The sequence below is a fragment of the Pseudomonas sp. GM50 genome (genome assembly GCF_000282375.1).
Lineage (GTDB): Bacteria > Pseudomonadota > Gammaproteobacteria > Pseudomonadales > Pseudomonadaceae > Aquipseudomonas.
In genome coordinates this window covers 1-17865 of record NZ_AKJK01000141.1, presented here as the reverse complement: position 1 = coordinate 17865, position 17865 = coordinate 1, and the positions used below count along the sequence as shown (strand labels likewise).

General features: G+C 60.6%; 22 protein-coding genes. 2 read left to right on the top strand and 20 right to left on the bottom strand.

The genetic code is table 11. From position 1 onward, the window contains the following. Positions 1 to 82: 82 nt before the first annotated feature. The 12 genes from PMI30_RS01220 to ccmA all read right to left on the bottom strand — a co-directional run bounded on the left by PMI30_RS01220 (position 83) and on the right by ccmA (position 8424). Positions 83 to 487: a type II toxin-antitoxin system HicB family antitoxin gene (locus PMI30_RS01220; protein ID WP_008014960.1), complete on the bottom strand. Its 405-nt coding sequence runs from the start codon at positions 485 to 487 to the stop codon at positions 83 to 85. After that, positions 487 to 699, bottom strand: a complete 213-nt coding sequence (locus PMI30_RS0130040; protein ID WP_032836301.1) for a type II toxin-antitoxin system HicA family toxin — start codon at positions 697 to 699, stop codon at positions 487 to 489. The genes PMI30_RS01220 and PMI30_RS0130040 overlap by 1 nt, the downstream gene beginning before the upstream one ends. Before the next feature lie 357 nt (positions 700 to 1056). Then, positions 1057 to 1458: a hypothetical protein gene (locus PMI30_RS01225; RefSeq protein WP_008014957.1), complete on the bottom strand. Its 402-nt coding sequence runs from the start codon at positions 1456 to 1458 to the stop codon at positions 1057 to 1059. A 14-nt stretch (positions 1459 to 1472) separates the two neighbouring features. After that, positions 1473 to 2675 carry a c-type cytochrome biogenesis protein CcmI gene (ccmI, locus tag PMI30_RS01230; RefSeq protein WP_008014955.1) on the bottom strand — a complete coding sequence of 401 codons (1203 nt, stop codon included), beginning with the start codon at positions 2673 to 2675 and terminating at the stop codon, positions 1473 to 1475. Then, on the bottom strand, positions 2668 to 3141 hold the full coding sequence (locus tag PMI30_RS01235; protein ID WP_007894247.1) for a cytochrome c-type biogenesis protein: 474 nt from the start codon (positions 3139 to 3141) through the stop codon (positions 2668 to 2670). Before PMI30_RS01235 ends, ccmI begins: the two co-directional genes overlap by 8 nt. After that, a complete protein-coding gene (locus tag PMI30_RS01240; RefSeq protein WP_008014951.1) occupies positions 3138 to 3674 on the bottom strand; it encodes a DsbE family thiol:disulfide interchange protein in 537 nt (178 codons plus the stop codon). The genes PMI30_RS01235 and PMI30_RS01240 overlap by 4 nt, the downstream gene beginning before the upstream one ends. After that, positions 3671 to 5659 (bottom strand): heme lyase CcmF/NrfE family subunit, encoded by a 1989-nt coding sequence (locus tag PMI30_RS01245; protein WP_008014949.1) that lies wholly within the window; start codon positions 5657 to 5659, stop codon positions 3671 to 3673. The genes PMI30_RS01240 and PMI30_RS01245 overlap by 4 nt, the downstream gene beginning before the upstream one ends. Positions 5660 to 5662: 3 nt before the next feature. Then, positions 5663 to 6118, bottom strand: coding sequence for a cytochrome c maturation protein CcmE (gene ccmE / locus PMI30_RS01250; RefSeq protein ID WP_008014947.1), 456 nt, complete (start codon positions 6116 to 6118; stop codon positions 5663 to 5665). After that, the gene (ccmD, locus tag PMI30_RS01255) at positions 6115 to 6291 is read right to left on the bottom strand and encodes a heme exporter protein CcmD (protein WP_007894243.1); all 177 of its coding nucleotides are present in this window, start codon (positions 6289 to 6291) and stop codon (positions 6115 to 6117) included. Before ccmD ends, ccmE begins: the two co-directional genes overlap by 4 nt. Continuing rightward, on the bottom strand, positions 6288 to 7043 hold the full coding sequence (locus tag PMI30_RS01260) for a heme ABC transporter permease (RefSeq protein ID WP_008014944.1): 756 nt from the start codon (positions 7041 to 7043) through the stop codon (positions 6288 to 6290). Before PMI30_RS01260 ends, ccmD begins: the two co-directional genes overlap by 4 nt. Positions 7044 to 7123: 80 nt before the next feature. Beyond that, a complete protein-coding gene (ccmB, locus tag PMI30_RS01265) occupies positions 7124 to 7792 on the bottom strand; it encodes a heme exporter protein CcmB (RefSeq protein WP_008014942.1) in 669 nt (222 codons plus the stop codon). Continuing rightward, entirely contained in the window at positions 7789 to 8424 is a 636-nt protein-coding gene (ccmA, locus tag PMI30_RS01270) for a cytochrome c biogenesis heme-transporting ATPase CcmA (RefSeq protein WP_008014940.1), read from the bottom strand. Before ccmA ends, ccmB begins: the two co-directional genes overlap by 4 nt. Before the next feature lie 197 nt (positions 8425 to 8621). Between ccmA and fliK the strand changes: the two genes are divergently transcribed. Both fliK and PMI30_RS01280 read left to right on the top strand, forming a co-directional pair. After that, entirely contained in the window at positions 8622 to 10196 is a 1575-nt protein-coding gene (fliK, locus tag PMI30_RS01275; RefSeq protein ID WP_008014939.1) for a flagellar hook-length control protein FliK, read from the top strand. After that, positions 10193 to 10522 carry an EscU/YscU/HrcU family type III secretion system export apparatus switch protein gene (locus PMI30_RS01280; protein WP_008014936.1) on the top strand — a complete coding sequence of 110 codons (330 nt, stop codon included), beginning with the start codon at positions 10193 to 10195 and terminating at the stop codon, positions 10520 to 10522. Before fliK ends, PMI30_RS01280 begins: the two co-directional genes overlap by 4 nt. A gap of 133 nt (positions 10523 to 10655) precedes the next feature. Here PMI30_RS01280 and PMI30_RS01285 read toward each other — a convergent pair whose 3' ends face one another. The 8 genes from PMI30_RS01285 to PMI30_RS01320 all read right to left on the bottom strand — a co-directional run. Beyond that, on the bottom strand, positions 10656 to 11048 hold the full coding sequence (locus PMI30_RS01285) for a DUF2802 domain-containing protein (RefSeq protein WP_008014934.1): 393 nt from the start codon (positions 11046 to 11048) through the stop codon (positions 10656 to 10658). Next, positions 11049 to 11534, bottom strand: coding sequence for a chemotaxis protein CheW (locus tag PMI30_RS01290; protein ID WP_007894224.1), 486 nt, complete (start codon positions 11532 to 11534; stop codon positions 11049 to 11051). 88 nt (positions 11535 to 11622) lie between these two features. Beyond that, positions 11623 to 12489 (bottom strand): CheW domain-containing protein, encoded by an 867-nt coding sequence (locus PMI30_RS01295; protein ID WP_008014932.1) that lies wholly within the window; start codon positions 12487 to 12489, stop codon positions 11623 to 11625. A 118-nt stretch (positions 12490 to 12607) separates the two neighbouring features. Then, the gene (locus tag PMI30_RS01300) at positions 12608 to 13396 is read right to left on the bottom strand and encodes a ParA family protein (RefSeq protein ID WP_008014930.1); all 789 of its coding nucleotides are present in this window, start codon (positions 13394 to 13396) and stop codon (positions 12608 to 12610) included. Between the two features lie 43 nt (positions 13397 to 13439). After that, on the bottom strand, positions 13440 to 14333 hold the full coding sequence (motD, locus tag PMI30_RS01305) for a flagellar motor protein MotD (RefSeq protein ID WP_008014927.1): 894 nt from the start codon (positions 14331 to 14333) through the stop codon (positions 13440 to 13442). 12 nt (positions 14334 to 14345) lie between these two features. Then, on the bottom strand, positions 14346 to 15086 hold the full coding sequence (locus PMI30_RS01310; protein WP_008014925.1) for a flagellar motor protein: 741 nt from the start codon (positions 15084 to 15086) through the stop codon (positions 14346 to 14348). Continuing rightward, positions 15086 to 16219, bottom strand: a complete 1134-nt coding sequence (locus tag PMI30_RS01315) for a protein-glutamate methylesterase/protein-glutamine glutaminase (RefSeq protein WP_008014923.1) — start codon at positions 16217 to 16219, stop codon at positions 15086 to 15088. The genes PMI30_RS01310 and PMI30_RS01315 overlap by 1 nt, the downstream gene beginning before the upstream one ends. A 49-nt stretch (positions 16220 to 16268) precedes the next feature. Next, positions 16269 to 17865: chemotaxis protein CheA (locus PMI30_RS01320; protein ID WP_008014922.1), on the bottom strand; the 1597-nt coding region annotated here is incomplete at its 5' end.

Sequence of the window (17865 nt, the reverse complement as noted above, 5' to 3'; positions counted from 1 at the left end):
CGGGCGAGCCTCGCTCCTACAGGGGTAGCGTAATTTCTGTAGGAGCGAGGCTTGCCCGCGAAGGCGATTCGACTGAAACCCCTCAATGCCGAACCAGCTTCTCCATCGCCGCATCCGCGAGAAAGGAGGAGCGGCTTTTGACATTGTGCTCTCGTACATAGCGGTCAATACGCTGGATCACGTAGCCAGGCAGCGTCACGTTGACCTTCTCGGTCTTGCCCAGATACGGCGAGATGTCGAGTTCCAGCATTCCCCAACCCATGTCGGCAAATTCCGGATTCTCGCGGTGCGCAGCCGCTGAGGTCGGCATCGGAATTGACTCCCCGTCTGCCATGATCTCCTGCAGCATGATGTGGGCAATTTCGACCGCCGCGTTGTAAGCATCTTCAAACGTATCCCCGGCCGTAACGGCACCAGGAATATCGGGGATCTGAATACCGATGGCGGTGTTCTCGTCGCCCCACTCGATACAGATTGGGTATTGCATTATGGATCTCCTGCCAAACTGGCTCCCGGGCAATAAAGCCCGGCTCGCCTCCTGATGCTTTTGACCGTCCCGATCGGCAAATCCTTCTTCGGATGAGGGACGGGTATCGTGTAAGGGTTGTAACGGTGAGTGAAGATGTGATGACTGCCGGTGACCCGGTCCAGTGTCCAGCCCGCCTCTATCAGTTCCTTGATCAATAACCTGCTCTGCACCACCAGCCTCCTTGCTCCGGCCCGACAAAAATAACCCTAGGGTTACTTTTACTCAAGCACAAAAATCCGGATCACGACGCTCGGTTGTTTTACAGGGTGTTGATTTGATCGGACCGGAGCTGGCCAGTGCGAAGGCTCGGACGTTTGTCGATTACGTCCAGACCTTGCTGGCAAAGAACCTTAAACAAGCCCTGGTTTCGTTTATTGCGATTTTCGTTTGATTCGAAGATCGCCAGCTCCTACCTTTGCGTACACACGCCATTCATCGTCGTACGCGATCCTGTAGGAGCTGACGAAGCCTGCGATCTTTTCAGCCCCCAAAAAGCAAAACGGCGATCCTCAGATCGCCGTTTCCATTCACTGCCCGAATTGCCTGCCCAACCCACCCGGCACGCCATGGATGTCTGTCTCTTCCCATGGCCCGTTCGGGCTGATCGAGCGACTCCAGCCGTTGTTCCAGCGGTAGTAGGTGCGCTGGCGGTAGAAGGTGTTGGTCTGATCATCGAGAACGTAAACGCCGAGTTTCGCGTCCCAATGGTTATTGCCCCCCGGTGGCGGGGCGAAGCTGGCGGAGGTGCGTGGAATCGGCTTGGACGGTTTGACCGGGGTACTCGGTTTGCTCGGTGTCGTTGGAGCCGGTTTGGTGCTCGGCTGCGAAGGCGGGATTGACGGCAGCCGTGTGGGCTCGGGCTGCTGGACCGCACAGGCGCTTAACCCCAAAACCATACTGAGGAGAGTGATACGAGCGATGGCGGTCATGGTGGCGCTTCCTGTTATTTATCCGGGCTGTCGATGATCAGTTTTTGTTGCGCGGTGGTGCTGGTGGCCAAGGGTTGGCTGCGACCGATCCATTCGCCGGCAGTCGGTTGGCCGGCGCGGGAGATGCGCGCAACCAGTTGGACTTCAGGGAAGTTCGACAGTTTCAACTGCGGCATCATGGCGTCGGCATCGCCCAGTTCGACGGTTGCCGGCAAGTCGGCGACAGTCAGACGCTTGGCGGCCAGCGGCGCGGGCGGGCCGGAGATGGCGCGGGCGAAGATGAACACGCTGTCACCCGGCAGGACCTTGGCTTTCAGCTCTGGCGAAAGTTCGACTTGCACTTTGAGCAGTGCTGCAGCTTTAGCTGCAGGCGCTTGGGCAACCTTGCCACCGCTGGCTTCAAGCTTCTCGGCAGCCCGAGTAATGCCGCCTTGCAGCGCGACGCGGGATTTATCATCCGGCGGCAGTTGCGCCAGCAGGCGATTCCAGTAGTCGATGGCGTCCTGGTAACGCTCACTTTCAAAGGCCGCGATGCCCAGCAGACCGAGGCTGGTGACTTCTTTCGGATCAGCTTTCAGCGCTTCGTCGGTCAGGGCCTGGACCTTGTCCGACCACTTCTTGCCGTCGGCGAAGTATTGCGCCTGGGCCCACTGCCCGAGCAGTTCTGGCTGACGACCAGCCAGGTTCACGGTGCGTTCGAAGATCTTCGCCGCATCGCCCGGACGGTCCTGAGCCATGTAGGTGCGGCCGAGGAAGTACAGGCCTTCGGCCGAATCCGGTTGGGCCGCGACCGCACGCTCCAGGCGCCGGGTCATCTCTTCCATCGACTGCGGCGCCTGGGCGAACTCGCGGGTCAGCTCGACTTTGTCGCTGGCGCCGAAATGCAGGTACAGCCCAAGGCCCAGCACCGGCACCAGGATTGCCGCCAGCAATGGCAACGGTTTGCCCAGACGCGACACGCGCGGCGCCTCGACGCCTTCGGTGTCGGCGAGCAGTTCACGGGCGGCTTCGGCGCGGCCGGTGTCCATTTGTTCGGCGTTGAGCACGCCCTCTTCCTGCTGAGCCTGCAACTCAGCCACGCGCTCCTGATAAAGCGCGACGTTCAGTGCCGTGCGGTCCTCTTCAAGCTGGGCGCGACGACCACGCAGAACGGGGATCAGCAGAAAACTCAGGGCAACCAGGAGCAGCAGGCCTGCAGTGAGCCAGAAATCAATCATTCTTGGTTTTATCCAACAGGTGGTCGAGGCGCTCGCGCTCCTCGGCAGAAAGCGTGTCCGGGCTATCAGTGCGTTGCACGCGACGACGGCGGACGATCACGGCGATGATCACAAAACCGCCCAGCAACAGGCCGGCGGGGCCGAACCAGAGCAGTGCGGTTTTGGCGTTGAGGGCAGGTTTGTAGCGGACGAAATCACCGTAACGGTCGACCATGAAATCGATGATCTGTTGATTGTCCTTGCCCTCGCCGAGCATGCGAAAAATCTCTTTGCGCAGGTCGGCGGCGATCGGTGCGTTGGAATCGGCGATGTCCTGATTCTGGCACTTGGGGCAACGCAGCTCTTTGGTCAGCTCGCGAAAACGCTCACGGTCGCCTTCTTTGGCGAACTCGTAGGTGTCGATGGCCGCGTGGGCCACACCGGCCATGCTCAAGCCCAGAACAGCGGCGGCAATCCAGCGCTTCATGGCTTGGCCTCATCAACCAGCGCCTGATACTTGGCCGCCAGTTTTTCGCGCCAGACTTGCTCGTCGATCACGCCGACGAATTTGTCGCGGATGATGCCCTTGGCGTCGATGAAGAAGGTTTCCGGCGCGCCGTATACGCCGAGGTTCAGGCCCAGGGTGCCGGCATCGTCACGGATGTCCAGTTGATACGGGTTGTGGAATTCGGCCAGCCATTTCAAGGCATCGGTGTTGACGTCCTTGTAATTGATGCCGTAGATCACCACGCCTTGCCCGGCCAGTTTGTTCAGCACCGGGTGCTCGACCCGGCAGGAAATGCACCAGGTGCCCCAGACGTTGACCAGTGCCGGTTTACCCAGAATGTCCGCTTTGGTCAGGGTTTTGTCACCCTGCACCGAGGGCAGCGAAAACTCCGGGAACGGTTTGTTGATCATCGCCGAAGGCAGCTCGGCCGGGTTCAGGTACAGCCCCCGATACAGAAAAACAGCAACCACCAGAAAAATCGCCAGTGGCAACAGCATCAACCAACGTCTCATGCAGTGGCTCCCGTCATGCCAAGCGCTTCACGCACGCGGCTTTTCACCTTGACCCGATAACGGCGATCCAGCGCCGCCAGCAAACCACCGAAACCTGTAAGCAGACCGCCGAACCAGATCCAGCGCACAAACGGCTTGACGTGCACACGAACCGCCCAGGCGCCCTCGCCCAGCGGCTCGCCCAATGCGACGTAAAGGTCACGGGTGAAACCGGCGTCGATCCCGGCTTCGGTCATCACCGAGTTCTGCACGGTGTAGAGGCGTTTTTCCGGGTGCAGCACGCTGACTTCCTTGCCGTCGCGGATCACCCGTACGGTGCCCTTGTCGGACGTGAAGTTCGGCCCTTCGAAGTGCTTGGCACCTTCGAACACAAACTGATAACCGGCCAGGCTCATGGATTCACCCGGCGCCAGGCGCAGATCACGCTCGGCACTGTTCTGGCTCGACAACACGACACCCAGCGCGCACACGGCAATGCCCAAATGCGCGACTTGCATGCCCCAATAGCTGCGGGTCAGGGTCGGCAGGCCTTTGATCAGGCCTTTGTGGCGAGTCTTGTCGAAAATGTCCCGCACACCGGCCAGCAACACCCAGGCGGCGAGCATGAACGTCGCCAGCACCGCCCAGTTGAAATCGCCGTAAGCGACGCCTGCCACGACAGCCAGCGCAGCGCTGCCGAGCAACACCGGGGTCAACATGCTCATCAGCCACTTGACCGGGGTGTCTTTCCAGCGCACCAGCATGCCAACCGCCATCACCACCATCAGTATCGCCATCAATGGAATGAACAGCGCGTTGAAGTACGGCGGGCCGACCGACAATTTGGCGCCGGTCATCGCATCGAGGATCAATGGATACAAAGTGCCGAGCAGGATCATCGAAGCGGCCACCACCAGCACCAGGTTATTGCCCAGCAGCAGGGTTTCCCGAGACCAGAGGTTGAAGCCGACATGGCTCTTGACCACCGGCGCGCGCAAGGCGAACAACGTCAGCGAACCACCGACCACAAACAGCAGGAAGATCAGGATGAACACACCGCGTTCAGGATCGGACGCAAAGGCGTGAACCGAGGTCAGCACGCCGGAACGCACGAGGAAGGTCCCGAGCAAACTCAACGAGAACGCGGCGATCGCCAGCAACACCGTCCAGCTCTTGAACACGCCACGTTTTTCCGTGACCGCCAACGAGTGAATCAGCGCCGTGCCCACCAGCCAAGGCATGAAGGATGCGTTTTCTACCGGGTCCCAGAACCACCAGCCGCCCCAGCCGAGTTCGTAGTAGGCCCACCAGGAGCCCAACGTAATACCGATACCGAGGAAGGCCCAGGCGACGATGGTCCACGGACGCGACCAGCGCGCCCACGCCGCATCGAGGCGACCGCCCAGCAGCGCGGCGATGGCGAAGGCAAACGCCACGGAGAAACCGACATAGCCCATGTACAGCATCGGCGGGTGAACGATCAGGCCGATGTCTTGCAGCAGTGGATTAAGGTCGCGGCCATCCGTCGGCATCTGCGGCAGGATTCGGGCGAAAGGGTTAGACGTCAGGATCAGGAACAGCAGGAAACCGGTGCTGATCATGCCCATCACCGCCAATACGCGAGCCAGCATCACTTGCGGCAACTGCCGGGAGAACACCGACACCGCGAAGGTCCAGCCGCCGAGAATCAACGCCCACAGCAGCAACGAACCTTCGTGAGCCCCCCACACTGCGCTGAACTTGTAGTACCAAGGCAAGGCGCTGTTGGAGTTGCTGGCTACATAAGCGACGGAGAAGTCATCGGCCATGAAGGCGTAGGTCAGGCAACCAAACGCGAACAACAGAAACGCGAACTGGCCCCACGCGGCCGGCTGGGCCAGGCTCATCCACAAGCGATCGCCGCGCCAGGCACCGAGCAACGGCACCACGGCTTGAACCAGCGCGAAACACAACGCGAGGATCATGGCCAGGTGGCCGAGTTCGGGGATAAAGATGCCGGAAGTCATGGATCAACCCTCCTTCACGGGTGTTGGGGCGGATTGACCACTGTCTTTCAGCGCTTTGGTCACTTCTGGTGGCATGTACTTCTCGTCGTGCTTGGCCAGTACTTCATCGGCCACCACCACACCGTCAGCGTTGAGCTTGCCCAGGGCGACGATGCCCTGCCCTTCACGGAACAGATCCGGCAGGATGCCGCGATAGCTGATAGTCACGGATTTGTTGAAGTCGGTGACGATGAATTTCACGTCCAGGGAATCGCCGGAACGTTGCAGCGAACCTTTCTCGACCATGCCGCCCGCGCGGATTCGTGTGTCTTGCGGCGCTTCGCCGTTGGCGATCTGGGTCGGGGTGTAAAACAGATTGATGTTCTGCTTCAAGGCGCTCAAGGCCAGGCCAACGGCAGCGCCGACACCGACCAGGATCGCGAAAATGATGATAAGACGCTTTTTACGCAGGGGATTCACTTGCCGTTCTCCCGGCGCAGACGACGCGCCTCTTGTTGCAGATACCGCTTGCGGGCCAGGATCGGCGCCGCCACGTTGAGGGCCAGCACCGCCAGGCTAATGCCATAGGCTGACCAGACATACAGGCCGTGATGGCCCATGGCGAGAAAATCGCCGAATGAAGCGAAACTCATCGAGCGACCTCCAGGCTGTTCTGCACTTCGGCTTTCACCCAGCTCGCCCGGGCTTCGCGCTTGAGCACTTCAAGGCGCATGCGCAGCAACAGCACCGCGCCGAAGAAACAGTAGAAACCCAGCGCCGTCAGCAGCAGTGGCAGCCACATCTCGGCGGGCATCGCCGGTTTTTCGGTGAGGGTGAAGGTCGCGCCCTGGTGCAGGGTGTTCCACCACTCCACCGAGTACTTGATGATCGGGATGTTGATCACGCCGACAATCGCCAATACCGCGCAGGCCTTGGCGGCGCTGTCACGATTGCTGATGGCGTTGCCCAGCGCAATAAGACCGAAGTACAGAAACAGCAGAATCAGCATGGACGTTAGTCGCGCATCCCAGACCCACCACGACCCCCAGGTCGGTTTGCCCCAGATTGCACCGGTGACCAGCGCCACGGCGGTCATCCAGGCACCGATCGGCGCGGCACATTGCAGGGCGACGTCGGCCAGCTTCATCTTCCAGACCAGCCCGACGATGCCGCACACGGCCAGCATCACGTAGATGGACTGCGCCAGCATGGCGGCGGGAACGTGGATGTAAATGATGCGAAAGCTGTTGCCTTGCTGGTAGTCCGGCGGCGCGAAGGCCAGGCCCCAGACCACGCCGACGCTAATCAGCAGCAACGCCGCGACGCTCAGCCACGGCAGCAGTTTGCCACTGATGCCGTAAAACCATTTGGGTGAGCCGAGCTTATGAAACCAGGTCCAGTTCATTGCTGTTTCCATCACGGGTGCTGCTCGTCATCACGAAGCAGCCAAAGGGTCTTTACTGGTTAAAAAATAACCAGACCTCATTATTCGCCGACGCTGATCTTCAGGCCAGCAGCTATTGCAAAAGGTGTCAGGGTTATCGCCAGGGCGGTCAGGCTACCAAGCCACAAGAGATAACCGGTCGCCGGCATGCCCTGCAATGCCGCCTGTAAGGCGCCACTGCCGAGAATCAACACCGGGATGTACAGCGGAAGAATCAGCAGCGCCAGCAACAGGCCGCCGCGCTTCAATCCTACCGTCAGCGCTGCGCCCACCGCACCGAGCAGGCTCAGCACCGGTGTACCCAGCAATAAAGAAAGCAGCAACACCGGCAGACAGGCGGTTGGCAAACCGAGCATCAACGCCAGCAGGGGTGCGAGCAAAACCAGTGCCAGGCCGGAAAAGGCCCAGTGTGCCAGTACCTTGGCCAAAACCAGAAGAGGCAGGGGGTGCGACGAAAGGACCCACTGTTCAAGCGATCCGTCTTCGAAATCACTGCGGAAAAGCCCGTCCAGCGAGAGCAAAACCGATAAAAGTGCTGCCACCCAGACCAGCCCCGGGGACAAGGTTTGCAACAATTGAGTCTCAGGACCGACCGCCAACGGGAACAAAGAGACAACGATGGCGAAGAACACCAGCGGATTCGCCAATTCGGCAGGACGGCGGAACAGCAAACGTGCCTCGCGGGCGACCAACAGGCCGAAAACACTCATACGGCCCAGTTCCCCAGATCAATATCGCGATAGCCGGCCGGCATCCGGGTCAGCGTGTGGTGAGTGGTGAGAACCACCATGCCACCCCGCTCGCAGTGCGCAGCCAGGTGTTCTTCGAGTTGCGCCACGCCTTGTTTGTCGAGCGCGGTGAACGGCTCATCGAGGATCCACAGCGACGGGCCGTCCAGATACAAGCGCGCCAACGCGACGCGGCGTTGTTGCCCGGCGGAGAGCGTGTGGCAGGGAACATCCTCGAAACCGCGCAGCCCGACAGCACCCAGCGCCTGCCAAATGGCGTCATGCGACGCCGGTTGATGCAGCGCACAGAGCCAGCTCAGGTTCTCTTCTGGTGTCAGCAGGTCCTTGATCCCGGCCGCATGGCCGATCCACAGCAGATTGCGCGCCAGTTCAAGACGCTGATCGTTCAGCGGCTGGCCATTGAGCAACACTTGACCGGCGGTCGGGTGCATCAAACCGCATAACAGACGTAAAAGACTGGTCTTGCCACTGCCGTTGGGGCCGCTGATTTGCAACATTTCGCCACTGGCCAGTCTCAATTCGAGATTTTCGAAGAGCAGCCGAAGGTCTCGCTCACAGGCAAGGGCAACGGTTTGCAGGACAGGACTGGTCAAGAGATCACGGGCCTTTTGCGGTTCAAGTCGGCGGCGGAGCGGCCGCTAAAGAGATGCAGCATAGATGCATTGGCGGCTTGTTCTAGAGAGCTGCGTCAAACAAATGCAATGTTTTCGCCACTCCCCGAAAGACGGGCGGCATTATACATGCCATGCCCTACTCTAAAGAGTGCATTTTCCTCAGGTTGTGACCGCGTATGACAGGCGAAATGAACATCCTCCCGCTGCCGCCGACCACGCCCGCGACTTCGCGGCCGCTGGTGGTGAGTGGTGAGCTACTCAAGCTGCTGACGCCGATGGAGGGCCTGATCTCCGTTGGGCAAACCGCCAAGGCTGAAGTGCTCTCGCTCAAGCAGACGGATCAGACTTTTCAACTGTTGCTCAAGGTCACCCTCGACAGCGGCCGCCAGACCACCGTTCAGGCCACCAGCACCCAGCCGCTGCCCCAAGGCACTAGCCTGGCGATCACCCAACCGTCAGCGAGCAACCTGGCCATCACGGTGCAACAGGCCATCGCCTCCAACGTCGCTACCCTCACCCGCATCGACACGGCACAACTGCCGGTCGGTACGTTGCTGCAAGGCAAAGTAGTGACCGCTCAGGTGATGCCACAGGTGCCGGGCCAGCCGACGGTATATCGCTCGATGGTGAGCCTGCTCAACACTGCACTGAGTGGCAGCACGCTGAGCATCGACAGCCCGACGCCACTGCGCATCGGCACCTTGCTGAGCGCCTTGGTGCAAGACACCCAGACCCTGAAATTCGTCCCGTTGAGCAGCCGCCAGGAACAGTTGGCGGTGACACAGCAACTGGTCAGCCAGCAAAGTCGCCAGGGTTCTCTGGATGGCTTGATCAAAGTCCTGCAGAACCTGCCGCCGTCGGATCAGACCTCCAGCGACCTGCGCGCCGCCGTGGACAAACTGCTCGCCGGCCTGCCAGACATTCAGCAACTGAGTACGCCCAAAGGCCTGGCCCAGGCATTGGCCAACAGCGGCCTGTTCCTCGAAGCGAAACTCCTCGTCGGTCAAAACCCGACGCTGACACCCGACATGAAGGGCGACCTGCTCAAGTTGATCGCACAACTGACGCCGAGCCTGCCGGCCAACACCAATCTCAACGCGATCATCGCCGCCAATACACTGGCGCAAGCGCTGCCGAGTTTCGTGCGCAGCGCTCTGGGAATGCTTGGGCAAGTCAGCGCCAAACCGTTGCCGACCAGTTTCCCGCTCCCGGAGCGTCTGCTGCAAAGTCAGGACGGTGAAAACGATCTGGAGCACTTGCTGCGTTTGGCAGCCGCGGCCGTTTCACGCCTGCAAAGCCATCAACTGTCGAGCCTGGAACAGACTGGCGTCACCGACGATGGTCGCCTGCTCAACACCTGGCAACTGGAAATCCCCATGCGCAACCTGCAGGACATCGTGCCGTTGCAGGTCAAATTCCAGCGCGAAGAAGCACCCGAGAAAGAACAACCGCAAGAGCGCCGCGACGAACGCGAACCCAAGCAACAGTTGTGGCGCGTCGAGCTGGCGTTCGACATGGAGCCCTTAGGGCCGTTGCAGATTCAGGCGCAGCTGATCAAAGGCAGCCTCTCCAGCCAGCTGTGGGCCGAGCGGCCGTACACCGCCAGCCTGATCGAAAGCAATCTGGCCGGGCTGCGCGAACGCCTGTTGGCGTCAGGCCTGAACGTCGGCGATCTGGATTGCCACCTCGGCACACCGCCTCAAGGCCCTCAAACCCTCCTCGAACAACGCTGGGTCGACGAAACCGCATGAACAAGTCCACTACACCGCGCCAGGCCATCGCCCTCAAATACGACGGCAGCCACGCCCCTACCCTTACGGCAAAAGGTGATGAGGAACTGGCCGAAGCCATTCTGCAGATTGCCCGCGACTGCGAAGTGCCGATCTACGAAAACGCCGAGCTGGTGAAACTGCTGGCGCGGATGGAATTGGGGGAGAGTATTCCGGAAGAGTTGTACCGCACGATTGCCGAGATCATTGCGTTTGCGTGGAATTTGAAGGGCAAGTTTCCGGCAGGGCATGATCCGCATGCGGTGATGGTCGAGAAGGACGTCACCGAGCGCGGGGATGATTACTGAGGTTTCGAAGACGCCATCGCGAGCAGGCTCGCTCCCACAGGGGGAGTGGCGGCGTTCACACATTCTGTGTCCACCCCAATCCCTTGTGGGAGCGAGCCTGCTCGCGATAGCGATCTCAACTGAATCGTTGTTATCAGTTTCTGTGCAACTTGCTCATCAACTCCGCCTCAGCCTGGGTCAACCCGCAAGACTGAGTCAGTTCATCGACACTGGCCCCCATCCCTACCAGGCGTGCTGCCTGAGCGAATGAAAGACTCGACGGATCACGCTGTTCCAGCTGAGCCAGTTTGTCCGGTAACGGCCCGACGACGGCGCGCAGTTCGTGCAGGTCTTCACCCATGCGCACGTTGCCGTTCTGGTAGTCGTCGACGCGTTTGGCCAGGTCCTTGATGCGCTGATCGCGCAGCGCATCGCCCTGGGCCTGTTGCGCGGCGATCTGCCGCTGAGCGCGGATGTACGCCAGGAACATCGCCAGCGTGCCTGCCCAGAAGAGGAACAGGACAATGACAGCTACCTCAAGAATCAATCAGATACTCTCCAGTTCCGACCATTCTTCTTCGCTCATCATCTTGTCCAGTTCGACCAGGATCAGCAGTTCGTTGTTCTTGTTGCACACGCCTTGAATGAACTTGGCGGACTCTTCGTTACCGACATTCGGCGCGGTCTCGATTTCCGACTGACGCAGGTAAACCACTTCAGCCACGCTGTCGACCATGATCCCGACCACTTGCTTGTCGGCTTCGATGATGACGATGCGGGTGTTGTCGCTGATCTCGGCATTCATCAGGCCGAAGCGCTGACGGGTGTCGATCACGGTGACCACGTTACCGCGCAGGTTGATGATGCCCAGCACGTAGCTCGGAGCACCCGGGACCGGGGCGATTTCGGTGTAACGCAGGACTTCCTGAACGCGCATCACGTTGATGCCGTAGGTTTCATTGTCCAGTTTGAAGGTTACCCATTGCAGGATCGGATCTTCAGAACCTTTTGCATTCGTCGCTTGATTACTCATACCCTGACCCCTCGAAAAACCGCCTCTGGCGGTGTGTGTTCTGTAGGCAGCATTCAACAATGCCGTCGCATACTTGTTATGTCGGCAGCTATGTCGGTTTGTGTAGCGGCTTGCTGCCGCTCATGTGCTTTGCCCCGCCGCTGGCGATCAACTCGGCCAGGGCGGAAACGTCCAGCAGCGCACACATGTGCTCAATCACCGTTCCGGCGAGCCATGGCCGCTGGCCACGGTGACTGCGCCATTTGATTTCGTTCGGGTCCAGGCGCAACGAGCGGCTGACCTGATGCACCGCCAGCCCCCACTCGTAGCCCTGAACCGAAATAACGTATTGCAGGCCCTGGCGGAAATCATCGCGGTAGCGGTCCGGCATGACCCAGCGCGCAGTATCCAAAACTTTCAGGTTGCCGGCCTGGCTCGGCAGGATTCCGAGGAACCATTCCGGCTGACCGAACAACGGCGTCAGTTCGTGACCGGCCAGGGAATAAATAGAGCCCAGGCACACCAGCGGCACCGCCAGGGTCAACCCGGCGACGTCGAACAACAGGCATTCGAACGGCTCGGCAGCCCATGCCGGACGACCGTCGGTTTCCACCGGTGGCGGCGTGTTGCTTGGCGGCAGATGAACTTCAACCACCGGCGGCACCAACGCTTGCAGCAGCGGGGCAATCGTCGACACGGGCGCCAGAATCGGTGCCGGCGCGTCGATCAGGGCCACCGGTGCTTTCACCACTGGCGCAACGATGGGTGCAGCGGCCACGGCCGGTTTCTGCGCATCACGGGCCTGCTCTTCAAGCACGGCAGCCTGGAACTCATCCAGCGCGGCTTCAACTTCGACAACCTCGGGCAGCGCCTCGATTTCTGGCGGCAACTCTTCGGTCGCGTCCTGCAGCAAGGCGTCCAGATAAGACTGAAGGGCCAGTTGCGGACGCGAGGTGATCTTCACCGGGCGATTCATGAAAAGCCCCCCCCTGTAGGAGCGAGGCTTGCCCGCGAAGGCAGCACCACGGTATCTACAGTTAAATCGCGTAATCGTTCTTCGCGGGCAAGCCTCGCTCCTACAGGAACTGTGTTCATCAGGCCACCGCCGGAACAAGTTGCTGCGCCAGCAAATGCTTGAGCAGTGCGCGATAAGCGAGAACGCCACGGCTTTTGCCGTCGAATTGCGAAGGCGTCAGCCCTGCCCGGCTCGCGTCACGCAAGCGAGTATCGATCGGGATGTAGCCTTGCCAGATTTCTTCCGGGTACTTGTCGCGCAGCACGCGAAGGGTGCCGAGGGACGCCTGGGTGCGGCGGTCGAACAAGGTCGGCACGATGCTGAACGGCAACGCCTGTTTGCGCGAGCGGTTGATCATCGCCAGGGTATTGACCATGCGTTCCAGGCCTTTGACCGCCAAGTGTTCGGTCTGCACCGGAATCACCAACTGCTGGCTGGCCGCCAAGGCATTGACCATCAGCACGCCGAGCAACGGCGGGCTGTCGATCACCGCGTAATCGAAGTCCTGCCACAACTGCGCCAGGCTCTTGGCGATCACCAGGCCCAAACCACTCTGGCCCGGCGATTGGCGCTCAAGGGTTGCCAGCGCGGTGCTCGATGGCAACAGGGAAATGCGTTCATCACTGGTGGGCATCAACAACTGACCGGGCAAGCCTTGCGGCACGCTGCCCTTGTGCAGAAACAAGTCGTAGCTGCTGTGTTCCAGGCTGTCGGGGTCGTAACCGAAGTAGCTGGTCATGGAGCCATGGGGGTCGAGATCGACCACAACCACGCGCTTGCCCGCCTCAGCCAGCAAACCGGCTAAAGCGATGGAGGAAGTGGTTTTACCGACACCACCTTTTTGATTGGCGACTGCCCAGACTCTCATTCGAATTGTTCCTCCCGGTCGAAAAGGTCGACCGAGAATTAGCTCAACGTGTTAATGCGGGTGACGGAGAATTGACGGCACTCTCTCGTCCCGGCGACTTGACCGGGGTCGGTGCAGTTTGTGTGCCAGCCCGCTTCAACGCGGCATCCGGTTGTGCATGAGCCGTTCCGGTGCCGGTGAGGCTGCGTCGTACATCGAGATTTCGTGACACCACCAGCACCACCCGACGGTTACGCGCCCGGCCTTCGGCGGTGGCGTTGTTGGCCACAGGCTGGAACTCACCGTAACCCACCGACGCCAAGCGCCCCGGGTTAACGCCCTGTATCGCCAGCATGCGCACGATGCTCGCCGAACGGGCCGAGGACAGTTCCCAGTTGGTCGGGTATTGCGCGGTGCGAATCGGTTGATCGTCGGTAAAGCCTTCGACGTGGATCGGGTTGTCGAACGGCCTGAGGATCGCGGCGACCTTGTCGATAATGTTGAAGGCGATGTCGCTGGGCATGGCGTCGCCACTGCCGAACAACAGACTGGAATTGAGTTCGATCTCGACCCACAACTCATTGCCGCGCACGGTCATCTGTTTGGAGCTGATCAAGTCGCCGAACGCCGCGCTGATGTCATCGGCAATGCTTTTGAGCGGATCGTTGGCAGCCTGGGCGATACCGGCGTCGATCTGTTCGCTGTCCTTGACCAGCGGCTTGGCCGGGGTCACGGTCTTCGGTCGCTCTTCACCAATAGGAATCGGCTTGAGGGCGCGATCGGAGTCGGTAAATACCCCGATCAACGCCTCGGAAATGATCTTGTACTTGCCTTCGTTGATCGAAGAGATCGAGTACATCACCACGAAGAAAGCGAACAGCAAGGTAATGAAGTCGGCGTATGAAACGAGCCAGCGTTCATGGTTTACGTGTTCTTCAGGTTGCCGACGACGAGCCATGAGGTTATTCCCTTAATCCATGAAGCCCTGAAGCTTCAACTCAATAGAGCGAGGGTTTTCACCTTCGGCGATCGACAGAATCCCTTCCAGCAACATCTCGCGATAACGCGACTGCCGCAACGCGATGGACTTGAGCTTGGCGGCAACCGGCAGCAAGATCAGGTTGGCACTGGCCACGCCATAGATGGTGGCGACAAAGGCGACGGCAATGCCGCTGCCCAGTTGCGACGGATCGGCCAGGTTGCCCATGACGTGGATCAGGCCCATCACCGCACCGATGATGCCGATGGTCGGCGCGTAGCCGCCCATGCTTTCAAAGACTTTGGCGGCTTCGATGTCGCGGCTTTCCTGGGTGTAGAAATCCACTTCCAGAATGCTGCGAATTGCTTCCGGCTCGGCGCCGTCCACCAGCAGTTGCAGACCTTTGCGCGAGTAGCTATCGGGTTCGGCGTCGGCCACCCCTTCCAGACCGAGCAAACCTTCCTTGCGGGCGGTCAGGCTCCAGTTCACTACGCGATCGATGCCGCCGGCCAGATCCACGCGCGGTGGAAACAGGATCCAGGCGAGAATCTGCATCGCGCGCTTGAAGGCGCTCATCGGTGATTGCAGCAGCGCCGCACCGATAGTCCCACCGAGTACGATCAACGCTGCCGGGCCGTTGGCCAGCGCGCCGAGGTGACCGCCTTCAAGGTAGTTGCCGCCAATGATGGCGACGAACGCCATGATGATCCCGATAAGGCTGAGTACATCCATCAGAGACACGCCTCGACCAGGTGCTTGCCAATATCTTCCAGACCGTAGATCGCATCTGCCAGGTCGGCTTTGACGATGGCCATCGGCATGCCGTAGATCACGCAGCTGGCTTCATCCTGGGCCCAGATCGCACTGCCGCCCTGCTTGAGCAGACGCGCGCCTTCGCGACCGTCGGCGCCCATGCCGGTCAGCACCACCGCCAGAACTTTGTCGCCGTAGGACTTGGCCGCGGAGCCAAAGGTGATGTCCACGCACGGTTTGTAGTTCAGACGCTCGTCGCCTGGCAGGATTTTCACCGCGCCACGGCCGTCGATCATCATTTGCTTGCCACCCGGAGCCAGCAGCGCCAGGCCCGGACGCAGGATGTCGCCATCTTCGGCTTCCTTGACGCTGATGCGGCACAGTTTGTCCAGACGCTCGGCGAAAGCCTTGGTGAAGGCTGCTGGCATGTGCTGGATCAGCACGATCGGCGCCGGGAAGTTGGCCGGCAACTGCGTCAGCACCCGTTGCAGGGCAACCGGGCCACCGGTGGAGGTACCGATGGCGACCAGTTTGTAGGCTTTGCGTTTCGGCGCAGGCGACGATGGAGTCGCTGCATGGGTGCGAGCCGGAATCGGTGGCGGGGCCGGACGCGCAGGCGCACTGCTGCTGCCGTAGCTGCTGACGCTCGAAGGCGCAGGCGTCGGGGCTGGTGCGGCCACTGGAGCCGGGGCACTGTAGGCGCCGACACGACGGTTACTGCGCGAGATGCTGAGAATCTTCTCGCACAGCAGTTGCTTGACCTTCTCCGGGTTACGCGAGATGTCTTCGAAATTCTTCGGCAGGAAGTCCACCGCGCCGGCGTCCAGCGCATCGAGGGTGACCCGCGCGCCTTCGTGAGTCAGCGAGGAGAACATCAACACCGGGGTCGGGCAGCGCTGCATGATGTGCCGCACTGCGGTGATGCCATCCATCATCGGCATCTCGTAGTCCATGGTGATCACGTCTGGCTTGAGAGCCAGTGCCTGATCGATCGCCTCTTTGCCGTTGGTCGCCGTACCGACGACCTGGATATTCGAATCCGCTGAAAGAATTTCCGAGACGCGGCGGCGGAAAAACCCCGAATCGTCCACCACCAGGACTTTGACTGCCATAAACACTCCGTTAGACGGGGCGAGGCTCAGTCGCCCCGCTCCCCCAGAATCAAATACGCCGTGCGGCGTAACGCTTGAGCATGCTCGGAACATCGAGAATCAGCGCAATGCGGCCGTCACCGGTGATGGTGGCGCCGGACATGCCCGGGGTTCCCTGGAGCATTTTGCCCAATGGCTTGATGACCACTTCTTCCTGGCCCACCAGTTGATCGACGACAAAGCCGATCCGCTGAGTGCCCACCGAAAGAATCACCACGTGGCCTTCGCGCTGCTCTTCGTGAGCAGCGGAGCTGACCAGCCAGCGCTTGAGGTAGAACAGCGGCAACGCCTTGTCCCGCACGATCACCACTTCCTGGCCGTCCACCACGTTGGTGCGCGACAGGTCGAGGTGGAAGATCTCGTTGACGTTCACCAGCGGGAACGCGAACGCCTGGTTGCCGAGCATGACCATCAGCGTCGGCATGATCGCCAGGGTCAACGGGACCTTGATGACAATCTTCGAGCCCTTGCCCTTGGTCGAGTAGATATTGATGGTGCCGTTGAGCTGGGCGATCTTGGTTTTCACCACGTCCATGCCCACGCCGCGCCCGGAGACGTCGGAAATTTCGGTCTTGGTCGAGAAGCCCGGCGCGAAGATCAGGTTGAAGCAATCCGACTCGCTGAGACGGTCCGCCGCATCCTTGTCCATCAGGCCTTTCTTCACGGCAATACCGCGCAGAACATCGGCGTCCATACCTTTGCCATCATCGGAGATGGACAGCAGGATGTGATCGCCTTCCTGTTCCGCGGACAGGATCACCTTGCCGCTGCGAGGCTTGCCCATCGCTTCGCGCTCAGCCGGTTCTTCAATACCGTGGTCGACCGAGTTGCGCACCAAGTGGACCAGCGGGTCGGCCAGGGCCTCGACGAGGTTCTTGTCGAGGTCGGTTTCTTCGCCGACCAGCTCCAGGTTGATCTCTTTCTTGAGCTGGCGAGCCAGGTCGCGAACCAGACGCGGGAAGCGCCCGAAGACTTTCTTGATCGGCTGCATACGGGTCTTCATGACCGCGGTCTGCAGGTCGGCCGTGACCACGTCGAGGTTCGACACGGCCTTGGACATGGCTTCGTCGCCGCTGTTGAGGCCCAGACGGACCAGGCGGTTACGCACCAGTACCAACTCGCCGACCATGTTCATGATTTCGTCGAGACGCGCGGTATCGACCCGCACGGTGGTCTCGGCTTCGCTGGCCGGTTTTTCTGGTGGTGGCGCAGACGGGGCACGGGCCGGGGCCGGTGCAGCAGCGGCGGCCGGTTTCGGCGCTTCGGCTTTTGGCTCGGGTGCTTTGGCCACAGGTTTCGCAGCCGGTGCTGGCGCCTTGGCGACAGGAGCAGAAACCACTGCGCCAGTGCCGACCTCGGTGAATTTGCCTTTACCGTGCAATTCGTCGAGCAGCGATTCGAACTCATGATCCGAGATCAGATCGCCGCCGGCCGCTTTAGCGGTTGGCGCAGCCGGGGCTGGTACGGCGGAAATTGCCGACTCCAATGCATCGACGGCAAAGTTGCCTTTACCGTGCAACTGGTCGAGCAGTGCTTCGAACTCGTCGTCGGTAATATCGGAGCTGTCGCCTGCCGCTTTCGGGGCAGTCGGTGCGGCGGGGGCCGCC

What these genes read in the sequence shown, in the direction of transcription:
- PMI30_RS01295 (WP_008014932.1), bottom strand. Translation starts at nt 12,489, where the DNA reads ATGAATCGCCCGGTGAAGATCACCTCGCGTCCGCAACTGGCCCTTCAG.
- PMI30_RS01225 (WP_008014957.1), bottom strand. Translation starts at nt 1,458, where the DNA reads ATGACCGCCATCGCTCGTATCACTCTCCTCAGTATGGTTTTGGGGTTA.
- PMI30_RS01245 (WP_008014949.1), bottom strand. Translation starts at nt 5,659, where the DNA reads ATGACTTCCGGCATCTTTATCCCCGAACTCGGCCACCTGGCCATGATC.
- ccmB (WP_008014942.1), bottom strand. Translation starts at nt 7,792, where the DNA reads ATGAGTGTTTTCGGCCTGTTGGTCGCCCGCGAGGCACGTTTGCTGTTC.
- PMI30_RS01290 (WP_007894224.1), bottom strand. Translation starts at nt 11,534, where the DNA reads ATGAGTAATCAAGCGACGAATGCAAAAGGTTCTGAAGATCCGATCCTG.
- PMI30_RS01280 (WP_008014936.1), top strand. Translation starts at nt 10,193, where the DNA reads ATGAACAAGTCCACTACACCGCGCCAGGCCATCGCCCTCAAATACGAC.
- PMI30_RS01220 (WP_008014960.1), bottom strand. Translation starts at nt 487, where the DNA reads ATGCAATACCCAATCTGTATCGAGTGGGGCGACGAGAACACCGCCATC.
- PMI30_RS01235 (WP_007894247.1), bottom strand. Translation starts at nt 3,141, where the DNA reads ATGAAGCGCTGGATTGCCGCCGCTGTTCTGGGCTTGAGCATGGCCGGT.
- PMI30_RS01315 (WP_008014923.1), bottom strand. Translation starts at nt 16,219, where the DNA reads ATGGCAGTCAAAGTCCTGGTGGTGGACGATTCGGGGTTTTTCCGCCGC.
- motD (WP_008014927.1), bottom strand. Translation starts at nt 14,333, where the DNA reads ATGGCTCGTCGTCGGCAACCTGAAGAACACGTAAACCATGAACGCTGG.
- PMI30_RS01310 (WP_008014925.1), bottom strand. Translation starts at nt 15,086, where the DNA reads ATGGATGTACTCAGCCTTATCGGGATCATCATGGCGTTCGTCGCCATC.
- ccmI (WP_008014955.1), bottom strand. Translation starts at nt 2,675, where the DNA reads ATGATTGATTTCTGGCTCACTGCAGGCCTGCTGCTCCTGGTTGCCCTG.
- fliK (WP_008014939.1), top strand. Translation starts at nt 8,622, where the DNA reads ATGACAGGCGAAATGAACATCCTCCCGCTGCCGCCGACCACGCCCGCG.
- PMI30_RS01300 (WP_008014930.1), bottom strand. Translation starts at nt 13,396, where the DNA reads ATGAGAGTCTGGGCAGTCGCCAATCAAAAAGGTGGTGTCGGTAAAACC.
- ccmD (WP_007894243.1), bottom strand. Translation starts at nt 6,291, where the DNA reads ATGAGTTTCGCTTCATTCGGCGATTTTCTCGCCATGGGCCATCACGGC.
- PMI30_RS01260 (WP_008014944.1), bottom strand. Translation starts at nt 7,043, where the DNA reads ATGAACTGGACCTGGTTTCATAAGCTCGGCTCACCCAAATGGTTTTAC.
- PMI30_RS01240 (WP_008014951.1), bottom strand. Translation starts at nt 3,674, where the DNA reads ATGAGACGTTGGTTGATGCTGTTGCCACTGGCGATTTTTCTGGTGGTT.